Genomic DNA, 20,376 nt, shown 5'->3' with positions numbered 1-20,376 from the left:
ACACGGCGGATGAGCGGGCGCTGACGACACGTCACGGACCGACAGGTGCCGGGTGCCGGGCGACCAGGCCGACGGTGGGGTCGTAGCGAACCGGGACGGGATCGCTGAGTTCGCCGACGAAGTCGCCGTCGGCGTGCTCGATGAACCCGATGAGGGACCAGCCGTCGCCCTCGGGGACCAGGCGTGGCGCGTACAGGTGCGGTAGCGCGACCGGCTGGGCGGCGGCGATGTCCCAGGGGCCGCGCAGCGAGGGTCCGGCCGCTACCCAGAGCCGGGACTCGGGCTTCCGGTCGGCGGCGAAGGCGTTGGTGCAGAACAGCAGCAGCGGCTGCCCGTCGACGACGGCGACCTGCGGCACCTCAAGGTGACCGAAGCCGGCCGGCGTGGACAGCGGCGGCCGGACCGTCCAGTTCACCAGGTCGGGGGAGGTTGCGTGGCCGACGACACCGCGTGCGTCAGCCACTCCCTGGCTGGCGCGGGCGGTGATCAGCATGTGCCAGCCGTCGCCGTCGGGGTCCGGGAAGACCCACGGGTCGCGCCAGGCCTGCTCGTACCACATCTCACGGTCGAGCAGTTCGTACCAGTTCGGGTCGGCCTCCAGCAGCGGCGCGTCGCCGTGCCGGTGCCAGCTGACCAGGTCGTCGGAGACGGCCAGGCCGATGCGCTGGACCAGGCCGTCGTCGGCCCGGCCGACCCCGGTGTAGAAGAGGTACCACCGCCGATCCGGTCCGCGCACCGTGCAGCCGGTCCAGGTCGCGAGATCGTCCCAGGCGGGCGTGTCGGCGGGGACGAGGGCGTCGGGGCGCAGCTCCCAGGAGCGCAGGTCGGCGGAGGTCGCGTGGCCGATCGAGGCGCGCCGGTGGCGGCGGTGCGGGTCGAGCAGGGCCCGGGAGGCGCGCAGGAAGAATGCGTGCCAGCGGCCGGCGTCGTCCTGGGTGTACCAGCTGTCCCACACCCAGTGGTCGGGCAGTCGAAGCATGGCCGGAAACGTACCAGTGAATCGGTTTAGCGGCCACGGCGGGTGCGGGCCGTCCGGCCAGCGAGACGGTGGGGATCAGCCGGCGGGCGCGGCCACGGACCGCCGCCGGCGCAGCGGCATCGGGACGAACGACGCGCCGCCGGCGCCGCCGTCGAGCAGCACCTCCACCGCGCGGCGACCCATCTGTTCGTGCGGCAGGGCCGCGGTGGACAGCCCCGGCCGCAGCCACGCGGCGATCGGGTCGTCGTCGAAGGAGATCACCGAAAGGTCGTCGGGAATGGTCAGGCCGGCCTCGCCGAGCGCCTGGTACGCCCCGAAGGCGAGCCGGTCGTTCATGCAGATCACGGCGGTGGGCCGGGTCGGGCGGTCCAGCAGCGTACGCATGGCGGCGTAGCCGTGCTCCGGCAGCCACTCCGGGCAGAAGCCCTCGGCGAGCAGCGAGACACCGGCGGCGGCGAGGGTTGCCCGGATGCCACGAAGCCGGGCGTCGGCGGCCAGGGATATCTCCGGGTCGCGTTCCTTCGGTCGGTTGCGGCCGATCAGGGCGATCCGGTCCCGGTGGCCGTGGGCGAGCAGCGTCTCGGCGACCATCGCGCCGGCCCCCTCGTCGTCGGGCAGCACGCAGGGCAATGACTCCGGACTTGTCGCGTTGAGCAGCACCACCGAGCCGCCGAGGATGGCCGGCGGCACCGCCAGCCGGCGGGTCGCCATGGCCGCGTAGATCACGCCGTCGACCTGGCGGTCGAGGATGGCCTCGATGGCGTACCGCTCGAACGTCGCGTCGCCCTGCGTCTCGGTGATCAGCAGGACGTGGTCGCGCTCACGGGCGGCATCCAGCGCGCCGCGGATGAGGCCACCGGCGAAGCGGGTGGTGGCGACGATGTCGGAGACGAACGCGATGGTGGCGGTCTTGCGGGTCCGCAGACTGCGGGCTGCCACGTTGGGGCGGTAGCCGAGTTCCTCCGCGGCCGCGAAGACCCGCTGGTGCGCCTCGGCGGAGAGCCGGGTGCCCTCGCGGCCGTTCAGCACCATCGACGCGGCGGTCTTGGACAGCCCGGCCCGTCGCGCCACGTCGGCCAGTGTCGCTCTCTCGTGGCCCATTGCGTCCTCCGATCACGGCGGTCGTCCCGACGCCGCCGTCGTTCCATCATGATGGGTCGAGTCGCGTCCGTGGTCACCGGCGGTGTGGCCAGCCTGACAGGGCGGCTGGTGAACCATCTGTTTCCAGACCGTTGCGAACTCGTCCTTGACAGTCTCCGGCGGTACGCGCATGCTCTGCTAAATCAGTTTAGCGACGTGGTTTCACCTCTGCGGTGGACGCCTTCGCGTCCTCCGACGTCATATTGGGTACCGCGGGCCGCGAGCCGGGTCAGGCACGCGACGTGCGACACGTGAGTCAAGGAGCATGAGGTGCCGGAGTTCTCGACGAGGTTCACCCGACGCCGGTTGGCACTGCTGGTGCCCCTACTGGGCGTCAGCCTGGCCATCACCGCCTGTAGCGCACCGGGTTCGGAGGAGACCCCCGCAGGGGACTCCGACGCTCCGGTGAGCACCGAACTGGGTAGCGACCCGATCACCCTGGAAATGTACGCCGAGACCGGCTTCCCGCTGGCCAAGGCTCTCGCGGACGAGTTCACCAAGCAGCACCCGAACGTCACCTTCAACGTCCGCGAGGACCAGTTCACCGTCATCACGGAGAACGCACCCCGGGTACTCGCCTCGGACAACGCGCCCGACATCATCCGGCTGCCCACCATGGTCGATCTGGTCAAGGACGGGCTGCTGAAGAACCTGGACCCGTACTTCGACGCGTACGGCTGGGACAAGTTCCCCGCCTCCCAGCTGGTCCAGCTGCGCCTGTCCGACGGCGGCGCGGTGCGCGGCAGCGGCTCGCTGTACGGCATGGGGCTGGGCTACAGCGTGACCGGCGTCTTCTACAACAAGAAGCAGGCCGAGCAGGTCGGCATGACCCAGCCGCCGGCCACCATCGCCGAGTTCGAGGAACTGCTGGCCAAGGCGAAGGCGGCCAACCTGCTGCCGATCATGCAGTTCAACAAGAACACCGCCGGCATCAACTTCCCCCACCAGGCACTGCAGAACCAGTACGGCGACCCGACCGCCATCGCCGACTGGATCTTCCAGAAGCCGGGCGCGACCTTCGACACCCCGGCGGCGCTCAAGGCCACCCAGACCATCCAGAAGTGGGCCGAGGCCGGCTACTTCCCGAAGGACGCCAACGCCATCGACTACACGGCGATGATGGGCGAGTTCCAGAAGGGCAACGGCCTGTTCATGTTCAACGGCGACTGGGAGTCGGGGAACCTGGACAAGAACATGGCCGGCGAGGTCGGCTTCTTCCTCTTCCCGGGTGAGACCGCCGACGCCAAGCGGGTCGCGATGTCCGCGCCGAACACGTTCGGTGTCGGCGCCAAGGCCAAGAGCCCCGACGCCGCGGCCTTCTTCCTCAACTGGGTGCACACGAACGACAAGGCCCGGGAGATCTCGGTGAACGTCGGCGGCTCGCACCCGGGTGGCCCGGCCGACCTCGCCCTGCCGCCGGTGTCGGAGGGGACCGTGCTGGCCCAGACGCTCAAGGCGTCCCAGCAGCTCGGTGCGGACAATGGCGCGGTCGACTTCACCGCGAACGCCACCGGCGGCATCTTCGCCGCCGCCATCACCCCCGAGATGCAGAAGCTGATCGCCGGCCAGCAGACCCCGGAGGGGTACGTCAAGGCGGTCCAGGCCGAGTACGAGAAGGAACTGTCCCGATGACGTCTGCCCTCGGCAGCGCCCCGGCCGGGTCGGGCACCGCGTCCCGCCCCGGCCGGGGGGACACCCGGGCACCCGTGCGGCCCCACCGGAAGAAGCGGTGGGGCCGCACGGTCCGGTGGTCCGGGTGGCTGTGGGTCCTGCCCGCCCTGATCATGTACGGCGTCTTCGTGCTACGTCCGCTCGTGCTGACCATGCAGTACTCGCTGTACGACTGGAACGGCATCGGTGCGGCCCGCTGGGCGGGGCTGGACAACTACCTCACGGTCTTCACCGACCGGGACCTGTTGAAGATCATCTCGAATGCGTTCATTCTGATCATCTTCTTCAGCTTCATCCCGGTCCTGCTCGGCCTGCTGGTGGCCAGCCTGGTCCGGCGGATCACCACCGGACCGGCCGGCACCATGGTCCGGACCGTGCTGTTCCTGCCCCAGGTGATCCCGCTCGTCGCCGCCGGCATCGCCTGGAGTTGGGTGCTCTCCACCAACGGCCTGGTCAACCAGGCGCTGCGGGCCGTCGGGCTGGACGGCGTCACCCGGGCCTGGCTCGGCGACTTCGACACCGCGCTGCCGGCGGTGGGCGTCATCGGCACCTGGGTCATGCTCGGCCTCTGCACGATCCTGCTGATCACCGGCATGAGCAAGATCGACCCCTCGCTCTACGAGGCCGCCCGCATCGACGGCGCCGGCCCGGTGCGGGAGTTCTTCGCGGTCACCCTGCCCAGCCTGCGCCAGGAGATCGGCATCTGCCTGACCGTGACCATCATCGCGGCGCTGGCCAGCTTCGACATCGTCTACATCTCCACCAGTGGTGGTCCGGGAATCCAGACCACCGTGCCCGGCCTGGAGATCTACCGGCTCGCCTTCTCCCAGCGTCAGGTGGGCCTCGCCTCGGCCCTCGCCGTGGTGCTGATGGCGCTGGTGCTGGTGTGCGTACTGCCGATCCAGCGGCTGACCCGGGGAGAGAAGTGATGAACCTGACCACCCGCAGCGAGCGGCTGACCGGGCGCATCTTCCTGATCGCGCTGGTCGTGGTCACCCTGTTGCCGTTCCTGAGCATGCTGTCGGCGGCCCTGCAACCACGCGGCACCGTGCCCACCGGCCTGGCCTGGCCCAGCGACCCGCAGTGGGGCAACTTCGCCGACGCCTTCACCGCCGCCAACATGGGCGCGCTGCTGAAGTCGAGCGCGCTGATCGTGGCCGGGGTGGTGCCGGTCGGCGTACTCATCGCGACCATGGCCGGCTTCGGCCTCGGCCACCTGCGGGTGCCCGGCGGTCACCTCGCCTTCGGGCTGCTGCTGCTCGGCCTGACCCTGCCCTTCGAGGCGGTGGTCACCCCGCTGTACTACCAGATGCGGGACCTCGGCCTGCTCAACACCCGCTGGGCGATCATCCTGCCGTTGATCGGTCTCTACATGCCGTTCGCGGTCTTCTGGATGCGCGCCCACTTCATAAACGTGCCCCGGGAGCTGTCCGAGGCGGCCCGGGTGGACGGCAGCAACACCTGGCAGCTGTTCTGGCGGGTCCACGTGCCGCTGGCCCGGCCGGCCGTCGCCTCGCTGACCATCCTGTTGTTCCTGTGGACCTGGAACCAGTTCCTGCTCGCCATCGTGCTCGTCGACGACGCGACGAAGCGGACCATGGCCGGCGCTCTCGGTGCCTTCCAGGGGCAGTGGGGAACCGATCTGGTGCTGCTGTGCGCTGGCTCGTTGCTCATCCTCACGCCTACCCTGATCGTGTTCCTGATCTTCCAGCGACAGTTCATCAAGGCCCTGCTTCAGGGCTCCGTGAAGGGATAGCGGGTTGAGCGACACCCAGATCCACGGTGACGTCGACGACGGCTTCGGCCGGGTCGCCGACGTGTTTCGGGACAACTTCACCCACCGGCAGGAGGTGGGTGCCGCCGTCGCCGTCCACCTGCGTGGCCGGAAGGTCGTCGACCTGTACGGCGGGCTGGCCGACGCCCGGTCGGGACGTCCCTGGACCGCGGACACACCCGCCGTCGTCTTCTCCTGTACCAAGGGGATCATGGCGATCTGTGCGTACCTGCTGGTGCAGGAGGGTCGGCTGGACCTCGACGCGCCGGTCACCCTCTACTGGCCGGAGTTCGGTCAGCACGGCAAGGCGGAGATCCCGGTCCGCTGGCTGCTCACCCACCAGTCCGGCCTGCCGGCGCTGGACAAGCACTTCTCCCGCGAGGAGGTGCTGGCCTGGGAGCCGGTGATCAAGGCGATCGAGGCACAAACTCCACTGTGGAAGCCGGGCACCGCGCACAGCTACCACGCGATCACCTACGGCTGGCTGATCGGCGAGGTGATCCGGCGGATCACCGGCGAGATGCCCGGCGCCTACTTCTCCCGCGTCCTCGGCGAGCCGCTCGGTCTGCGTACCTGGATCGGACTGCCGGCCGCCGAGCGGGATTCGGTCGCCTGGATGCTGGCGCCGATCGGCGAACCTGTCCCGGCCGGTGACCCGGTCGCCGAGCGTGGCATCACCATGGGCGGTGCCTTCGCCTTCCCCGCCGACGAGAACGGCCTGGTCAGCTTCAACGACCCGGCCATACAGGCCGCCCAGATCCCCGGCGCGGGCGCGGTCAGCACGGCCGAGAGCCTGGCCCGTCTGTATGCCGCCTGCGTCTCCGAGGTCGACGGTGCGCGGCTGCTCACCACCGCGTCCGTCGACGACGCGGTCACGGTCCGGGCCAGCGGCCAACAGGTGTACGGGCTGCCCGACGCGGGACACCGCTGGGGCACCGGTTTCCTGGTGCACTCGGTGCCCCGCCCGATGCTTGGCGTACGCAGCTTCGGCCACGACGGCGCCGGTGGGCACCTGGCCTTCGGCGACGACGCCCACCAGGTCGGCTTCGGCTACGTGGTCAACCAGATGGGCGGCTTCGACGACGAGCGCGCCAACCTGCTCTCCGCAGCGGTCCGCGACTGCCTGGGCCACAGCTGACCGACGCGGTGGCCCCGGCCAGGCTGCTCGACTGAGCCGGGGCACCCCCGCGACCGGGGTCGACGTACGGTGAGCGGATGTCGCTTGTCGATGCTGATCTCGCGATCCGGGCCGCGCAGGCCGGTGCCGAGGTCGTCCGTTCGCACCACGGAAGGTCTGTGGACCGCTTCGCGAAGGCGGATGGGGACTTCGCCACCACCGCCGACATCGAGGCGGAGCAGGCCATCCTCGGCGTACTGCGGTCCGCACGACCCGACGACGCCATGGTGGCCGAGGAGAGCGGACGCAGCGGTTCAGACCGGAACGGGCGCGTGTGGCTCGTCGATCCGCTGTGCGGAACGTTGAACTTCGCCGTACACACCACGCTGGTCTCGGTCAACGTGGCCCTGCGGGTCGGCGCGGAGGTCACGGCGGCGGCCGTCGTGGACCCGTTCGCCCAGGAGGTCTTCTGGACCGACGGCACCGCCGCCCGGGTGCGGTGCGGCGGTGTCGACCAGCACCTCGTGCCGTCGGCGGCGTCCGGGCTGGTGGACGTCAACCTCGACCCGCCCTTTCCGAACGAGCGGTTGTTCCGGGCGGTCCGGCTGCTGGCCCACGAGGGTTTCGTCGAGCGGTTTCGGCCTCGGGTGGTGTCGACCACGTTGGCGTTGGCCTGGGTTGCGGCCGGTCGGCGCGCCGCGTACGTCACCGATGGCCGACTGCACGACAGCGTGCACTTCGCGGCCGGCATCGCGCTCTGCGAGGCGGCCGGCTGCGTGGTGACCGGGCTCGACGGCCAACCCTGGCGCAGCGGCCTGGGCGGGCTCGTCGCGGCGGCCGACGCGGATACGCACGCCGGCCTGCTGGCGCTCATCAAGGAGCAGCGAGAGCCGGCGTAGGCCGGGAGCGTCGATCCACCGAGTCAGTCGAGGCAGAACTCGTTGCCCTCGGGGTCGGTCAGCACGATGAAGCCGGCCTCAAGTGGCGGCGCGGGCTCGACCCGGCGCAGCTGCTTGGCGCCCAACGCGACCAGCCGATCGCACTCGGACTGCAATGCTGCCATCCGTTCCGCGCCGGTGAGCCCGGGCGCGGCCCGTACGTCGAGGTGCACCCGGTTCTTCACGACCTTGTCCTCCGGCACCTGCTGGAAGAACAACCGCGGACCGAACCCCTCCGGGTCCTCGATGGCCGACCTGGTGTTGCGCTGCTCCGGCGGTACGCCGATCCGGGCGAGGAAGTCGTCCCATGCGGCCAGCGGGTCGGCACCGTCGGGGAGGTCGACTCCAGGCGGACCGGGATGCACGTAGCCCAGGGCGTCCCGCCAGAACGTGGACAGCGCCGTCGGGTCGTGGGCGTCGAAGGTGACCTGGATCTGGCGGCTCATCGGGCGGCTCCAATCGGTTCGCGTCCAGGCGACAATGTGCCAGGCAGGACCGACAATTCGGTGCGCGACCGTGGTGGCGGGCGGTGACGTTGACGGCCCAGCTTCCTCCTGATCGCGTCCGAAACAAGCTGGCAATCTCAGTGTCATCGATGTTAGCGTTCCCAGCTAGCACCTCTGTACCCGACGACAGCCATGGTCGCGCAGATGTGATCGCCAACATCGGCAGGCGAGGACCGCTCGGTGGCTGTCGCGCGCCGGGCCGGTCGGCCGCCCGCGAGTCACTGGTGCGGGGGCTCGCCGTGCTGACGGGCCGCTGGCCTTCCAGCCGGGCGGGGAGTGCTGCTCGTCGGCGCAATCGATCTGATGTCTGTCCCGACCAGTTGTCTCGGCTCGTGGTGGGTTGACGCGATCTCGGACGTTGACGTCACATGTCTGGAAGCCCTAACGTCTGATGTCTGAGTCACGTGAACTCCACCACCCACCACCGTGTCTTGGAGGGATCGCCATGTCCCGTACCCGGTCCTTGGTCGCACGCTGGCGGCCGTTGTCGGCACGGGTCGGGCCAGGCCTGGTGGCCGATCGGTGGAGCAGGGACGGCAGTACGAATCTGCGGTGGACCATCGCCCCCACATGAACCCCTTCGCACATCACGTCCGACGAGTGCGCCCTCGCGGCCCGACCGGGTCGCCGCGTCGCGCTTGACGTGACGTCCCGGATATGGAGGAACGACCATGAGAAGCAGGGCACTGACGATTATGGGGCTGACGCTGCTGCTCGGCGCGTCGGCCACCGTCACCGCCGGCTGCGGTGACGGCGCGGCCGACGGGACCGGATCGGGCGGCTCACAGGTCGTCGGGGTCGACTACCCCCGCTCCGACACGGACTTCTGGAACTCCTACATCAAGTACGTCCCGCAGTTCGCCGACGAGCTGGGTGTCGAGGTCAAGACCACCAACTCGCAGAACGACATCGCCAACCTGATCTCGAATACCCAGGCCTTCATCAGCCAGGGCGTCAAGGGTGTGGTGATGGCGCCGCAGGACACCGCGGCCATCGCGCCGACGCTGTCCCAACTGGACAGCAAGAAGATCCCGGTGGTCACCATCGACACCCGGCCGGACACCGGCAAGGTGTTCATGGTCGTCCGTGCCGACAACCGCGCCTACGGCATCAAGGCGTGCCAGTTCCTCGGCACCAAGCTCGGCGGCAAGGGCAAGGTCGTCATGCTCCAGGGCGGCCTGGACTCGATCAACGGCCGGGACCGCACCGAGGCGTTCAACGAGTGCATGCAGCAGCAGTTCCCCGACATCACCGTGTTCGGCGAGGCCACCGACTGGAAGGCCGACGTGGCGGCGTCGAAGCTGCAGACCCGGTTCGCGTCGGACCCGGACATCAAGGGCATCTACATGCAGTCCTCCTTCGCCCTGTCCGGGACCCTCCAGATCCTCAAGCAGCGGGGTCTCCAGGTGCCGCCGACCGACCCGAAGCACGTCTTCGTGGTCTCCAACGATGGCATCCCCGAGGAGCTGAAGAACATCGGTGAAGGGCTGATCGACGCCACAGTCAGCCAGCCGGCCGACCTCTACGCCAAGTACGGCCTGGAGTATGTGCAGGCGGCAATCGAGGGCAAGACGTTCCAGCCAGGCCCGACCGAGCACGGCAGCACCATCATCCAGGTGCGTGACGGACTGCTGGAGGACCAGTTGCCGGCACCGCTGGTGACGCTTGACGGTGCGCCGATCGCCGGTGAACCGACCCTGAAGTTCGACGACCCGTCCCTGTGGGGCAACAACGCATGAGCGCCACCCCGAGTGGGCCGGCCGACGGGCTGGTCGGCACCGACCAGCCCGTCGTGGAGGCCGTGCAGATCACCAAACGGTTCGGGTCGACGGTGGCGTTGGCCGACGCCGGCATCGTGGTCCGCCGTGGCGAGACGCACGCCCTGGTCGGGCGCAACGGCGCCGGCAAGTCCACACTTGTCAGCATCCTCACCGGGTTGCAGGCCGCCGACGACGGCGCGGTGGCCTTCGACGGGCGTCCGGCACCGCCGCTGGGCGACCGTGACGCCTGGCGCAAGCGGGTGGCGTGCGTCTACCAGAAGTCCACGATCATCGGTGCCCTCACCGTGGCGGAGAACCTGTTCCTCAACCGGCACGCCCGCGGCCGGACCGGGTTGATCCACTGGTCACGGCTGCGTCGTGCGGCGGAACAACTGCTGGCGGAGTGGTCGGTGGAGGTCGACGTACGCCAGCCCGCGTCGACGCTCTCCGTCGAGCAGCGGCAGTTCGTCGAGATCGCCCGGGCGCTCTCCTTCGGCGCCCGGTTCATCATTCTCGACGAGCCGACCGCCCAGCTCGACGGTGCCGGCATCAACCGCCTGTTCAGCCGGATCCGGCAGCTGCGGGCGCAGGGCGTGACCTTCCTGTTCATCAGCCATCACCTGCAGGAGATCTACGAGATCTGTGACCAGGTGACGGTCTTCCGCGATGCCCGGCACATCGTCACCGCCCCGGTGGCCCAGCTGAGCCGGCCGGCGTTGGTGGCCGCGATGACAGGTGAGGACGTGACCATGCCGGAGGCGGAGCACCGGCCGCTGACCACCGACGCGCCGGTGCTGCTGTCCGTGCGCGGCCTGGTCACCACCTCCGGCGCCGAACTGTCCGTCGAGGCCCGGGCGGGCGAGGTGGTCGGCATCGCCGGCGGCGGCGGCAGCGGCAAGGTCGAGGTCGCCGAGGCGATCGTCGGCCTGGCCCGACCGACCGGGGGGACGGTCGTCGTCGACGGTCGGACGCTGCGTCCCGGGAGCGTGCCGGACGCCCTCGACGCGGGCGTCGGGCTGGTACCGCAGGACCGGCACCGCGAAGGACTGGTGCCGCTGCTGTCCATCGCCGAGAACGTCACCATGACCGTGCCGGACCGGATCGGTCGACGGGGCCTCATCTCGCCGACCCGGCGGGACGACCTTGCCCGGGACACCATCACCGACCTGGCGATCAAGGCATCAGGGCCGCAGGTGCCGGTCTCCGACCTGTCCGGGGGCAACCAACAGAAGGTGGTCATGGGGCGGGCGCTGGCCAGCGACCCGAAGCTGCTGGTGCTGATCACCCCGACCGCCGGGGTGGACGTGCGCTCCAAGCAGACCCTGCTCGGCGTCGTCGAGGAGGTACGCGCTCGCGGCACCAGCGTCCTTGTCGTCTCCGACGAGCTGGACGACCTGCGGATCTGTGATCGCGTACTGGTGATGTTCCAGGGCCGGGTCGTCCGCGAGATGGCCCACGGCTGGAGCGACAACGATCTGGTAGCCGCCATGGAAGGGGTGGACCTCCACCATGTCTGAGACGCTCTCCGCCACCGAGCGGCCGGCCGCCACGCCGCCACCGTCCCCACCGGGTGCCTCGTCGCGCAGCCTGGCCCTCGCCCGGCTGCGGGATCTGGCGCTGGTACCGGCGATCATCGCGGTCGCGATCGTCGGGTCCATCGTCAGCCCGGTCTTCCTCAGCACCGACAACATCATCAACGTGCTGCAGAGCATGTCGGAGATCGCCATCGTGGTCCTCGCCCAGACCATCGTGCTGATCACCGGCAAGATGGACCTCTCGCTGGAGTCCACCTTCGGCCTCGCGCCGGGTGTCGCGGCCTGGCTGGTCGTGGACCCGGCGTTGACCCGGGGCCTCGGTCTCGACGTGCTACCGGATGCCTGGGCGGTCCCGGTGGTGCTGCTCGTCGGTGCCCTCGTCGGCGCTTTCAACGGGCTGCTCATCGTCCGCTTCGGCCTCAACGGGTTCATCGTCACGTTGGGCATGCTGATCGTCCTGCGGGGGCTGCTCACCGGCATCTCCGGTGGTCAGACCTTCTTCATGCTGCCCGAGTCGATGACTTATCTCGGCTCCGCCACCTGGGTCGGCGTGCCGGCCTCGATCTGGCTGTCGCTGCTGCTGTTCGCCGCCGGGATCGTCGTGCTCGGCTACACCCGGGCCGGTCGGGCGCTGTACGCGATCGGCGGCAACGCCGACGCGGCCCGGGCGGCGGGTATCCGGACCGATCGGGTGCTCTGGCTGGCCCTCATCGTGGCAAGTGTGCTCGCGGCGCTGGCCGGGCTGCTGATCAGCGGCCGGCTTGCGGCGGTGCCGTCGGCCCAGGGCAGCGGCGCCATCTTCCAGGTCTTCGCGGCGGCGGTGATCGGCGGCGTCAGCCTCAACGGCGGCAAGGGCAGCGTCTTCGGCGCCTTCACCGGCGTCCTGCTGCTGTTTATGATCATCAATGTACTAACCCTGGCTGGGGTGCCCGCGCAGTGGACGAACTTCCTCAACGGCACCGTCATCCTGGTGGCCCTGGTGGTCTCCCGCATCACCGGAGGCAAGGCACAGACGTGAGTCGGCTCGCCCGTCGGTCGGGCCCATCGCGAGGCAGCCAACCAGGCCATCGCTCGACCCCTCAGGAGTTGCTGGTGAGTGAGCGCATCTCGTCCGTAGAAACCATCGACGTACGGTTCCCCACCTCCCGGCATCGGGACGGGTCGGACGCGATGAACCCGTTCCCCGACTACTCCGCCGCGTACCTCATCGTGCGGACCTCGGCCGGTGCCGAGGGACACGGGCTGGTCTTCACCGTGGGCCGGGGCACCGACCTCCAGGTGGCGGCGGTGCAGGCGCTCGCTCCGATGGTGGTCGGCCAGCGGGTCGACGAGCTGGTCGCCGATCCGGGTTCGCTGGCTCGCCGGCTCGTCGGTGACAGCCAGATCCGCTGGCTCGGGCCCGAGAAGGGGGTGGTGCACATGGCCGCCGGTGGTCTGGTCAACGCGGTGTGGGACCTCGCGGCCCGGCGGGCGGAGAAACCGTTGTGGAAGCTGCTCGCCGACCTCACCCCGGAGCAGTTGGTCGCCCAGGTCGACTTCCGCTACCTGCGTGACGCTCTCACCGAGGACGAGGCGGTGACGCTGCTGCGCACCGCCGAGGGCGGGCGGGCCGAGCGCGAGCGGCGGCTACGGGCCGAGGGCTACCCCGCCTACACCACCACCCCCGGCTGGCTGGGGTACGACGACGAGAAGCTGGCCCGGCTCTGCCGGGAGGCGGTCGAGGACGGCTACCGGCTGATCAAGCTCAAGGTGGGTGGGAACCTGACCGACGACGTACGCCGGATGGGCATCGCCCGACGGGTCGTCGGGCCGGACATCCGGATCGCGGTGGACGCGAACCAGATCTGGGGAGTGCCCGAGGCGATCCGCTGGATGCGGGAGTTGGCCGAGTTCGACCCGTACTGGATCGAGGAGCCGACCTCGCCGGACGACGTGCTCGGGCACGGCGCCGTGCGCAAGGCGCTCGCCCCGGTCAAGGTGGCCACCGGCGAGCACGTGCACAACGCGGTCATGTTCAAACAACTGCTCCAGGCCGACGCCGTCGACGTGGTGCAGATCGACGCCTGTCGGGTCGCCGGGGTGAACGAGAACCTGGCGGTCCTGCTGCTGGCCGCGAAGTTCGGGGTGCCGGTCTGCCCGCACGCCGGGGGAGTGGGGCTGTGCGAGCTGGTGCAGCACCTGGCCATGTTCGACTTCGTCGCGCTCAGCGGTAGCACCGACGATCGGGCCATCGAGTACGTCGACCACCTGCATGAGCACTTCGTCGATCCGGTAAGGGTCAGCGGTGGACGGTACCGCGCGCCGGCGGCTGCCGGCATGAGCGCGCGGATCCTGCCCGACTCGTTGGCGCGTTACCGCTTCCCCGACGGCCCGGCGTGGATGGACGCCGAGGTCAAGGCGGGAGCGCCGAAACCATGATCACGGATGCGCCCCGGGAGCACGGTGACGACCCTGCGCCATGGGCGGTCGCCGCAACCCCGCCGGGTCCTCGGCCACGCCACCGTTCGAGCCGGGTCGTCTGATGTCTGGCTCGCCTCGGCTCGGCCGACCGGCTCCGATCCGACCGCTACCTGTCCGACGACGTCGCGCCGAGCACCGTACGCAGCCACGCCTCGGAGGTGTTGACGTGCAGCAGGGCGCTGGCCTGTGCCAGCAACTGGTCACGCGCGCGCAGGGCGAGGTAGATCGTGTGGTGCTCCTCGATGGTCTGGTGCGCCGCGTTGCCCTCTATCAACCCGCGCCACACCCGGGCCCGCAGCGTACGACCGGAGAGCCCGTCCAGCAGCGAGGTGAGGGTCTCGTTGCCGGTGGTGGCGACGACGGTGTGGTGGAAGGCGGCGTCGAACTGGATGAGCTTCTCGGCGTCGCCGGCCGCCGCCCGCATGTCCTGGAGGATCTGGCCCAGTTCGTCGAGGTCGGCGTCGGTCATCCGCAGCGCCGCCAGGCCGGTCGCCATCGGCTCCAGCATCCGGCGAACCTCCATGACCTCCAGCAGGGTGTCGTCGCGCAGCAACTCCACCGCGACGCCGAGCCCTTGCAGCAGCAGCCGGGGGGCGAGGCTCGTCACGTATGTCCCGTCGCCACGTCGCACGTCGAGCACCCGGGCCGATTCGAGCACCTTCACCGCTTCCCGGACACCGCTGCGCGAGAGCCCCATCTGGGCGGCCAGTTGTGGCTCCGGTGGCAGCCGCGTCCCCGGGGGCAGCTCGCCGCTCTGGATCATGCTCCGGATCTTCGCGATCGCGTCGTCGGTAAGTGCCATCCACGCCCCCTCAGGACCGGTCGACCGGGCGCCGGCTCGGCGCCGCCGCCCGTGGCCGGCGACCGTCACCACTATAGAGACATCGGACGTTTGCCGGCGCCGCTGCTCGCCCGTCGTGCGGCTGCCGGGCCAGGACCAATCGACTCCGTCGAGAGGGTGTGACGTGCGACGTTACGGCATGGTGATCCGGCTCAGACCGGAGCACCGGGAGACCTACCTGCGGCTGCACGCCGCGGTCTGGCCCGGGGTCGAGCAGACGCTGCGCGAGGGGAACATCCGCAACTTCACCATCTTCCTCCACGACGACCTGTTGTTCGGTTACTACGAGTACGTCGGCGACGACCAGGACGCGGACCAGCGTCGGATGGCCGACGACCCGCAGACCCAGGCGTGGTGGAAGCTGACCGACCCGTGCCAGGAGTCCCTCGCCGAACCCGGATCTGGGCACTGGTGGGCTCCGATGCAGGAAATCTGGCACCTGACCGAGGAGGCACCCTGACCTGTCCTGCCGTTTACATCTGACGAATATGGTGGGGCGACTCTTTCGCCCGGTGTCGCGCCCGGTGTGGCCGGGCGACCTGCCGGGCGTGGCAGCGCCTTGCCCTGGATCGCGTAACGCCTGTTGGGGCTGGCTTCTTCTGACCTGTTCCGGCCCGCCTCCTGCTCAAATCGACCGTTGCCTATTACGCTGCTCGGCGATAACATTCGCGAAACACATCAGACGTATGAGCCGTTCTGGGCCTGCCGGTGATCAGTGAGGCTTCGCCTGGCCGGATCGGTCACGGTTGGAGGATCGATGTCAGACCTGACTCGACGGCAGGCCCTCGCAATCGGCGCGGCGGGTGCGGGTGGCGCCCTGCTGCCGCTGCCGTGGACCGCCGTGGCCCGGGCGGACTCGGCGGCACCGCCACAGGTGCTGGCCGCCGGTGACCTGGCGCTCTGGTACGACGAAGCCGCCGGCACCGACTGGCTGCGGGCGCTGCCGATCGGCAACGGGCGCCTCGGTGCCATGGTCTTCGGCAACGTCGACGCGGAGCGGCTACAACTCAACGAGGACACCGTCTGGGCCGGCGGACCGCACGACCCGAGCAACCCCCGTGGGCAGGGCGCGCTGGCCGAGATCCGGCGCCTGGTGTTCGCCAACCAGTGGACCCAGGCGCAGAACCTGATCAACCAGAACATGCTCGGCAACCCGGTCGGGCAGTTGGCGTACCAGACCGTCGGCAACCTCCGGCTGGCCTTCCCGACCTCGGGCGGAACGTCGCAGTACGAGCGACAGTTGGACCTCACCACCGCGACGACAAGCGTGTCGTACGTGATGAACGGCGTGCGGTACCAGCGGGAGACGTTCGCCAGCGCACCGGACCAGGTCATCGCGATGCGGCTGACCGCCGACCGGACCGGCTCGATCACCTTCACCGCCACGTTCGACAGCCCGCAGCGGAACTCCGTCTCCAGCCCCGACGGCACCACCATCGCCCTGGACGGCCTCTCCGGCAACCAGGAGGGCGTCAACGGTGCGGTGCGGTTCCTGGCGCTGGCCAACGCCACCGTCAGCGGCGGCACCGTGAGCAGTTCCGGTGGCACGTTGCGGGTCACCAACGCCACAAGCGTGACCCTGCTGGTCTCGATCGGCTCCAGTTACGTCAACTACCGCAACGTGGGCGGCGACTACCAGGGCATCGCGCGGCGGCACCTCACCGCGGCCCGGGCCAGCAGCTACGACCAGCTGCGTAGCCGGCACGTCGCCGACTACCAGACGCTGTTCGGGCGGGTCAGCCTCGACCTGGGCCGTACCTCGGCGGCGGACCAGCCGACCGATGTCCGGATCGCCCAGCACAACAGCGTCAACGATCCACAGTTCTCCGCACTGCTGTTCCAGTTCGGTCGGTACCTGCTGATCTCGTCCTCCCGGCCGGGCACCCAGCCGGCGAACCTCCAGGGCATCTGGAACGACTCGCTGACCCCGGCCTGGGATTCGAAGTACACGATCAACGCCAACCTGCCGATGAACTACTGGCCGGCCAACACCACGAACCTGTCCGAGTGCCACGAGCCGATCTTCGACATGGTCCGGGATCTCGCGGTGGCCGGGGCCCGCACCGCCCAGGTGCAGTACGGTGCCGGCGGCTGGGTCACCCACCACAACACCGACGCCTGGCGGGCCACCTCCGTGGTCGACGGTGCCTTCTGGGGCATGTGGCAGACCGGCGGTGCGTGGCTGGCCACCCTGATCTGGGACCACTACCTGTTCACCGGGGACGTCGAGTTCCTCCGGGCCAACTATCCGGCGATGAAGGGCGCGGCGCAGTTCTTCCTCGACACCCTGGTGACCGAGCCGAGCCTCGGCTACCTGGTGACCAACCCGTCGAACTCGCCGGAGATCGGCCACCACGCCGACGCCAGCGTGTGCGCCGGGCCCACGATGGACAACCAGATCCTGCGGGATCTCTTCGACGGATGCGCCCGGGCCAGCGAGATCCTCAACACCGACGCCACCTTCCGGGCGCAGGTGCGCGCCACCCGGGACCGGCTCGCGCCGAACCGCATCGGGTCGCGCGGCAACATCATGGAGTGGCTCTACGACTGGGTCGAGACCGAGCGGAACCACCGCCACATCTCGCACCTCTACGGACTGGCACCCAGCAACCAGATCACCCGGCGGGGCACTCCACAACTGTTCGAGGCGGCCCGGCGCACCCTGGAGATCCGGGGCGACGACGGCACCGGCTGGTCACTCGCCTGGAAAATCAACTTCTGGGCGCGGATGGAGGAGGGCAACCGCGCCCACGACCTGATCCGCTTCCTCGCCACTCCGGCCCGGCTCGCACCGAACATGTTCGACCTGCACCCGCCGTTCCAGATCGACGGCAACTTCGGTGCCACCGCCGGCATCGCGGAGATGCTGCTGCACAGCCACGTCGGTGAACTGCACATCCTGCCGGCCCTGCCGGCGGCCTGGCCCAACGGACAGGTCAGCGGCCTGCGCGGCCGGGGCGGTCACACCGTCGGCATCACCTGGAGCAACGGCCAGGCCACCGAGATCCTCGTCCGGCCGGACCGGGCCGGCACCGTCCGGCTGCGCGGCCGCATGTTCACCGGCAACCACACCGTTGTCGATGCCGCCGACGGCACCCCGGCCCGGACCACGAAGGTCGAGAACGACCTGATCGAGGTGACCGTGGCGGCCGGGCGCAGCTACCGGGCCACCGGGTCGGGCGGCGCGCCCTCCGCACCGCCGCTGGAGCAGAGCTTCACCAACGTCAGCACCACGAACGACAACAACACCGGCGCCGGAAACTTCGACGGCAACGGTGCCACCCTCTCCGCGCAGGCGCTGGCCCAGGCCGGGGTCACGCCCGGCAGCACGGTGAGCCGCAACGGGGTCACCTTCCGCTGGCCCAACGTGGCACCGGGCGGTGCGGACAACGCCATCGCCTCCGGGCAGTCGATCGGTCTGACCGGCACCGGCCGGACGCTCGGCTTCCTCGCCACCGGCACGTACGGGGCCGTGTCGGGCACGGCCGCGGTGGTCTACGCCGACGGCACCCGGCAGACGTTCACCCTCAGCACCCCCGACTGGTACGGCGGCCCGCATTCCGGCGGCACCGCCGCCGTCGTGATGGCGTACCAGAACCGGCCCGGCAACCAGCGGCACAACACCGCCGCCTGCGTCTACTACGTCGGGGTGGCGTTGCAGAACAAGCCGGTGGCCCGGGTGGAACTGCCGAACATCAGCGCACGTCCGGCGGCGAACGTGCCGACCATGCACATCTTCGCCATCGCCATCGGCGGCTGACGACTGCGGGCGGGTCGTCCAGGCCACCGTCGACGGCAACAGACCGGGCTCGCCGGCCACGACACCCCTGTCGCGGCCGGCGAGCCCCGTCGGTCACGTCCCGGCTGGCCCTGCCACACTCACTTCCGTTGGGCCAGCAGCCACTGCAGGATGCTCTGGTCGTCGTAGGTCGGACCGTAGGCCGCGTGGTAGTCGGGCAGCGTGAACGCCTCGTTGCCGTACTCGGTGTAGTGCAGCAACTCGGCGATCCGCTCGGACGAGACGCCCCGCGCCTCGTACGCCGAACGCAGCGCCGCCCGCGAGTTGCGGGCCAGCGAGATGTTCAGCAGGTGGTCGTTGACGCCGTGGGTGATCCACAGCGGGATCTCCGCGCCGGCGATGGCCGTCGCCTGACCGGCGCTGACCTGGAAACCACCGGTGACCAGGCCGGCGGTGAACAGGTCGGGGCGCTTGGCGAACGCCTCCCACAGCAGCCGCGAGCCGTACGACACGGTGGTGGCGTACACCCGCTCGGTGTCCACCGCGTGGTCCCTGCTGAACTGCTCGACCAGCTTGACCAGCAGCTCCGCCTCGGCCACGTCGCCCACCCGCTGGTTCTGCGGGGCCAGCACGATGACGTCCTCCCGGCTGCCGGTGACGCTCGGCTGGAGCCAGGCCGTCGCCGGGATGTCGGCGGCGATCTGCACGCCCGTGTTGTCGCCGTCCCAGCCCATGCCGTGCCCGGGCAGGACGACCATCAGTGGGTACGTCCGGCCGGGCTGGTAGTTCTTCGGCAGGTGGTAGTGGTAGGGCAGCACCATGCCGCCACTGAGGTACGAGCCGTAGCGGAACTCGTCGACGAGCAGGTTCACCGGTGCCTCGGTGACTCCGTGCGAGGTACGCGGCGCGCCCTTGGCCAGCACCGGCCCGGCACCCCTGCCCTTGCCCGGCTGGGCGTGCACGTCCTTGCGCTGGGTCACCCGGGTCGGCAGCTCCGGGTTGACCTTCACCGTGCACAGGAACGTCGGGCACTTGGAGACGATGACCGTCCAGCCGGCGTTCTGGTCCGGGTCCAACTCGACGATGACGTACCGGCCGGGCACCGACCGGCGGTCGGCGCGGACGTTGGCGGTGCTGTTGGTGTAGGTGTGGATGATCGTCCGCTCGGTCAGCTTGGGCAGATCCTCGATCGGGTTGAAGCGGAAGTTGTAGCTGGTGTCGGAGACCGCGAAGGTCGAGTTGTCGATCTTGCGGGGGTTGACCGTCGCGCCGTACTCGACGGCGACGGCCGAGACCTTCTGGCCGTAGGTGTAGACCGTGGTGATCGGGGTGACGCTGCGGATGCCACCGGTGCCGCCGCCGTGATCCCTGGTCGCGGCGTAGGCGGCGGTACCGGACGTGGCCAGCAGCAGCACCGCAGCGACGGAGACGAACGTCCTGCGCAGTCTCATCGGCCCTCCTCGTTGGACGCGCGTCCGTCTGGTCCGGCTCCGCGCCGGAGCGGCCCTGTCGAGCTCCGAAACAGCGGGCGCTAAACTGATTTAGCAGAGCATCGGCGTCGGCCCGGCCCGTGTCAAGGGTCGCCTTGGTAACGGCGTGGAAACCGAGTGTTCACATCGGCGCGCCGTGGCGGCGTGCCGACCGTCGGCCGGTCGGGTGTGGACGGAGGGGTGTCCGCCAGGCCTGGCTTGCCGTATTCTCTGACGTCGATGGCCAGCCTCCGATCGGCTTGCGCAACCTCCCGGTCGCCCCTCGTGATCAGTGCTCTGACCTGCGACGACTCGGTCGAATGGGTGAGCGCGTTGTTCGTTACGAGACCGTGACCGCAGTATTTCCAACCAGGTGTTGACCTACGCATTGTGAGCGCTAACACTTGGGCCCCAAGTGCGACCCGCGCAGCCGGTGCGACGGCGCGA

At 69.7% G+C, this 20,376-nt stretch carries 16 protein-coding genes; 11 read left to right on the top strand and 5 right to left on the bottom strand.

Annotation, left to right across the window (positions count from 1 at the left end):
- Positions 1–31: 31 nt before the first annotated feature.
- Together KBX00_RS04145 and KBX00_RS04140 are read right to left on the bottom strand one after the other, a co-directional pair.
- Positions 32–979 carry a glycosyl hydrolase family 32 gene (locus KBX00_RS04145; RefSeq protein ID WP_210823340.1) on the bottom strand — a complete coding sequence of 316 codons (948 nt, stop codon included), beginning with the start codon at positions 977–979 and terminating at the stop codon, positions 32–34.
- A 75-nt stretch (positions 980–1,054) separates the two neighbouring features.
- Positions 1,055–2,080: a LacI family DNA-binding transcriptional regulator gene (locus KBX00_RS04140; RefSeq protein WP_210823338.1), complete on the bottom strand. Its 1,026-nt coding sequence runs from the start codon at positions 2,078–2,080 to the stop codon at positions 1,055–1,057.
- Positions 2,081–2,389: 309 nt separating this feature from the next.
- Here KBX00_RS04140 and KBX00_RS04135 point away from each other — a divergent pair, with 309 nt between their 5' ends.
- The 5 genes from KBX00_RS04135 to KBX00_RS04115 all read left to right on the top strand — a co-directional run bounded on the left by KBX00_RS04135 (position 2,390) and on the right by KBX00_RS04115 (position 7,580).
- Positions 2,390–3,751 (top strand): ABC transporter substrate-binding protein, encoded by a 1,362-nt coding sequence (locus KBX00_RS04135; protein ID WP_210823336.1) that lies wholly within the window; start codon positions 2,390–2,392, stop codon positions 3,749–3,751.
- On the top strand, positions 3,748–4,719 hold the full coding sequence (locus KBX00_RS04130; protein ID WP_210823334.1) for a carbohydrate ABC transporter permease: 972 nt from the start codon (positions 3,748–3,750) through the stop codon (positions 4,717–4,719). Before KBX00_RS04135 ends, KBX00_RS04130 begins: the two co-directional genes overlap by 4 nt.
- A complete protein-coding gene (locus tag KBX00_RS04125) occupies positions 4,719–5,546 on the top strand; it encodes a carbohydrate ABC transporter permease (protein WP_210823332.1) in 828 nt (275 codons plus the stop codon). Before KBX00_RS04130 ends, KBX00_RS04125 begins: the two co-directional genes overlap by 1 nt.
- Positions 5,547–5,550: 4 nt before the next feature.
- Complete coding sequence (locus KBX00_RS04120) at positions 5,551–6,702, top strand: serine hydrolase domain-containing protein (protein ID WP_210823330.1); 1,152 nt, start codon at positions 5,551–5,553, stop codon at positions 6,700–6,702.
- A 77-nt stretch (positions 6,703–6,779) separates the two neighbouring features.
- On the top strand, positions 6,780–7,580 hold the full coding sequence (locus tag KBX00_RS04115) for an inositol monophosphatase family protein (protein WP_210823328.1): 801 nt from the start codon (positions 6,780–6,782) through the stop codon (positions 7,578–7,580).
- Between the two features lie 23 nt (positions 7,581–7,603).
- Here the strand turns inward: KBX00_RS04115 and KBX00_RS04110 are convergent, their stop codons facing one another.
- Positions 7,604–8,065, bottom strand: coding sequence for a VOC family protein (locus KBX00_RS04110; protein ID WP_210823327.1), 462 nt, complete (start codon positions 8,063–8,065; stop codon positions 7,604–7,606).
- 731 nt (positions 8,066–8,796) lie between these two features.
- Between KBX00_RS04110 and KBX00_RS04105 the strand changes: the two genes are divergently transcribed.
- The 4 genes from KBX00_RS04105 to KBX00_RS04090 all read left to right on the top strand — a co-directional run bounded on the left by KBX00_RS04105 (position 8,797) and on the right by KBX00_RS04090 (position 13,838).
- Positions 8,797–9,864 carry a sugar ABC transporter substrate-binding protein gene (locus tag KBX00_RS04105; RefSeq protein WP_301547267.1) on the top strand — a complete coding sequence of 356 codons (1,068 nt, stop codon included), beginning with the start codon at positions 8,797–8,799 and terminating at the stop codon, positions 9,862–9,864.
- Positions 9,861–11,402: a sugar ABC transporter ATP-binding protein gene (locus KBX00_RS04100; RefSeq protein WP_210823325.1), complete on the top strand. Its 1,542-nt coding sequence runs from the start codon at positions 9,861–9,863 to the stop codon at positions 11,400–11,402. Before KBX00_RS04105 ends, KBX00_RS04100 begins: the two co-directional genes overlap by 4 nt.
- Positions 11,395–12,438 (top strand): ABC transporter permease, encoded by a 1,044-nt coding sequence (locus KBX00_RS04095; protein WP_210823324.1) that lies wholly within the window; start codon positions 11,395–11,397, stop codon positions 12,436–12,438. Before KBX00_RS04100 ends, KBX00_RS04095 begins: the two co-directional genes overlap by 8 nt.
- Before the next feature lie 71 nt (positions 12,439–12,509).
- Positions 12,510–13,838: an enolase C-terminal domain-like protein gene (locus KBX00_RS04090; protein ID WP_210823637.1), complete on the top strand. Its 1,329-nt coding sequence runs from the start codon at positions 12,510–12,512 to the stop codon at positions 13,836–13,838.
- Between the two features lie 148 nt (positions 13,839–13,986).
- On the opposite strand, the gene KBX00_RS04085 is transcribed toward KBX00_RS04090, so the two are convergent.
- Positions 13,987–14,682, bottom strand: coding sequence for a FadR/GntR family transcriptional regulator (locus KBX00_RS04085; RefSeq protein WP_210823322.1), 696 nt, complete (start codon positions 14,680–14,682; stop codon positions 13,987–13,989).
- 163 nt (positions 14,683–14,845) lie between these two features.
- Between KBX00_RS04085 and KBX00_RS04080 the strand changes: the two genes are divergently transcribed.
- Together KBX00_RS04080 and KBX00_RS04075 are read left to right on the top strand one after the other, a co-directional pair.
- The gene (locus KBX00_RS04080) at positions 14,846–15,181 is read left to right on the top strand and encodes an L-rhamnose mutarotase (RefSeq protein ID WP_210823320.1); all 336 of its coding nucleotides are present in this window, start codon (positions 14,846–14,848) and stop codon (positions 15,179–15,181) included.
- A gap of 297 nt (positions 15,182–15,478) precedes the next feature.
- Positions 15,479–18,481 (top strand): glycoside hydrolase N-terminal domain-containing protein, encoded by a 3,003-nt coding sequence (locus KBX00_RS04075; RefSeq protein ID WP_210823318.1) that lies wholly within the window; start codon positions 15,479–15,481, stop codon positions 18,479–18,481.
- Positions 18,482–18,600: 119 nt separating this feature from the next.
- Here KBX00_RS04075 and KBX00_RS04070 read toward each other — a convergent pair whose 3' ends face one another.
- Entirely contained in the window at positions 18,601–19,911 is a 1,311-nt protein-coding gene (locus tag KBX00_RS04070) for a hypothetical protein (protein ID WP_210823316.1), read from the bottom strand.
- Positions 19,912–20,376: the final 465 nt, after the last annotated feature.

It is taken from the genome of Micromonospora sp. C95 (assembly GCF_018070465.1).
GTDB lineage: Bacteria > Actinomycetota > Actinomycetes > Mycobacteriales > Micromonosporaceae > Micromonospora.
Note: the sequence above shows the minus strand (reverse complement) of the source record. Positions and strands in the feature narration are given on the sequence as shown.

Coding starts and splice junctions, on each gene's coding strand:
- KBX00_RS04105 (WP_301547267.1), top strand. CDS start 8,797: ATGAGAAGCAGGGCACTGACGATTATGGGGCTGACGCTGCTGCTCGGC.
- KBX00_RS04070 (WP_210823316.1), bottom strand. CDS start 19,911: ATGAGACTGCGCAGGACGTTCGTCTCCGTCGCTGCGGTGCTGCTGCTG.
- KBX00_RS04095 (WP_210823324.1), top strand. CDS start 11,395: ATGTCTGAGACGCTCTCCGCCACCGAGCGGCCGGCCGCCACGCCGCCA.
- KBX00_RS04075 (WP_210823318.1), top strand. CDS start 15,479: ATGTCAGACCTGACTCGACGGCAGGCCCTCGCAATCGGCGCGGCGGGT.
- KBX00_RS04115 (WP_210823328.1), top strand. CDS start 6,780: ATGTCGCTTGTCGATGCTGATCTCGCGATCCGGGCCGCGCAGGCCGGT.
- KBX00_RS04125 (WP_210823332.1), top strand. CDS start 4,719: ATGAACCTGACCACCCGCAGCGAGCGGCTGACCGGGCGCATCTTCCTG.
- KBX00_RS04145 (WP_210823340.1), bottom strand. CDS start 979: ATGCTTCGACTGCCCGACCACTGGGTGTGGGACAGCTGGTACACCCAG.
- KBX00_RS04100 (WP_210823325.1), top strand. CDS start 9,861: ATGAGCGCCACCCCGAGTGGGCCGGCCGACGGGCTGGTCGGCACCGAC.
- KBX00_RS04140 (WP_210823338.1), bottom strand. CDS start 2,080: ATGGGCCACGAGAGAGCGACACTGGCCGACGTGGCGCGACGGGCCGGG.
- KBX00_RS04110 (WP_210823327.1), bottom strand. CDS start 8,065: ATGAGCCGCCAGATCCAGGTCACCTTCGACGCCCACGACCCGACGGCG.
- KBX00_RS04130 (WP_210823334.1), top strand. CDS start 3,748: ATGACGTCTGCCCTCGGCAGCGCCCCGGCCGGGTCGGGCACCGCGTCC.
- KBX00_RS04085 (WP_210823322.1), bottom strand. CDS start 14,682: ATGGCACTTACCGACGACGCGATCGCGAAGATCCGGAGCATGATCCAG.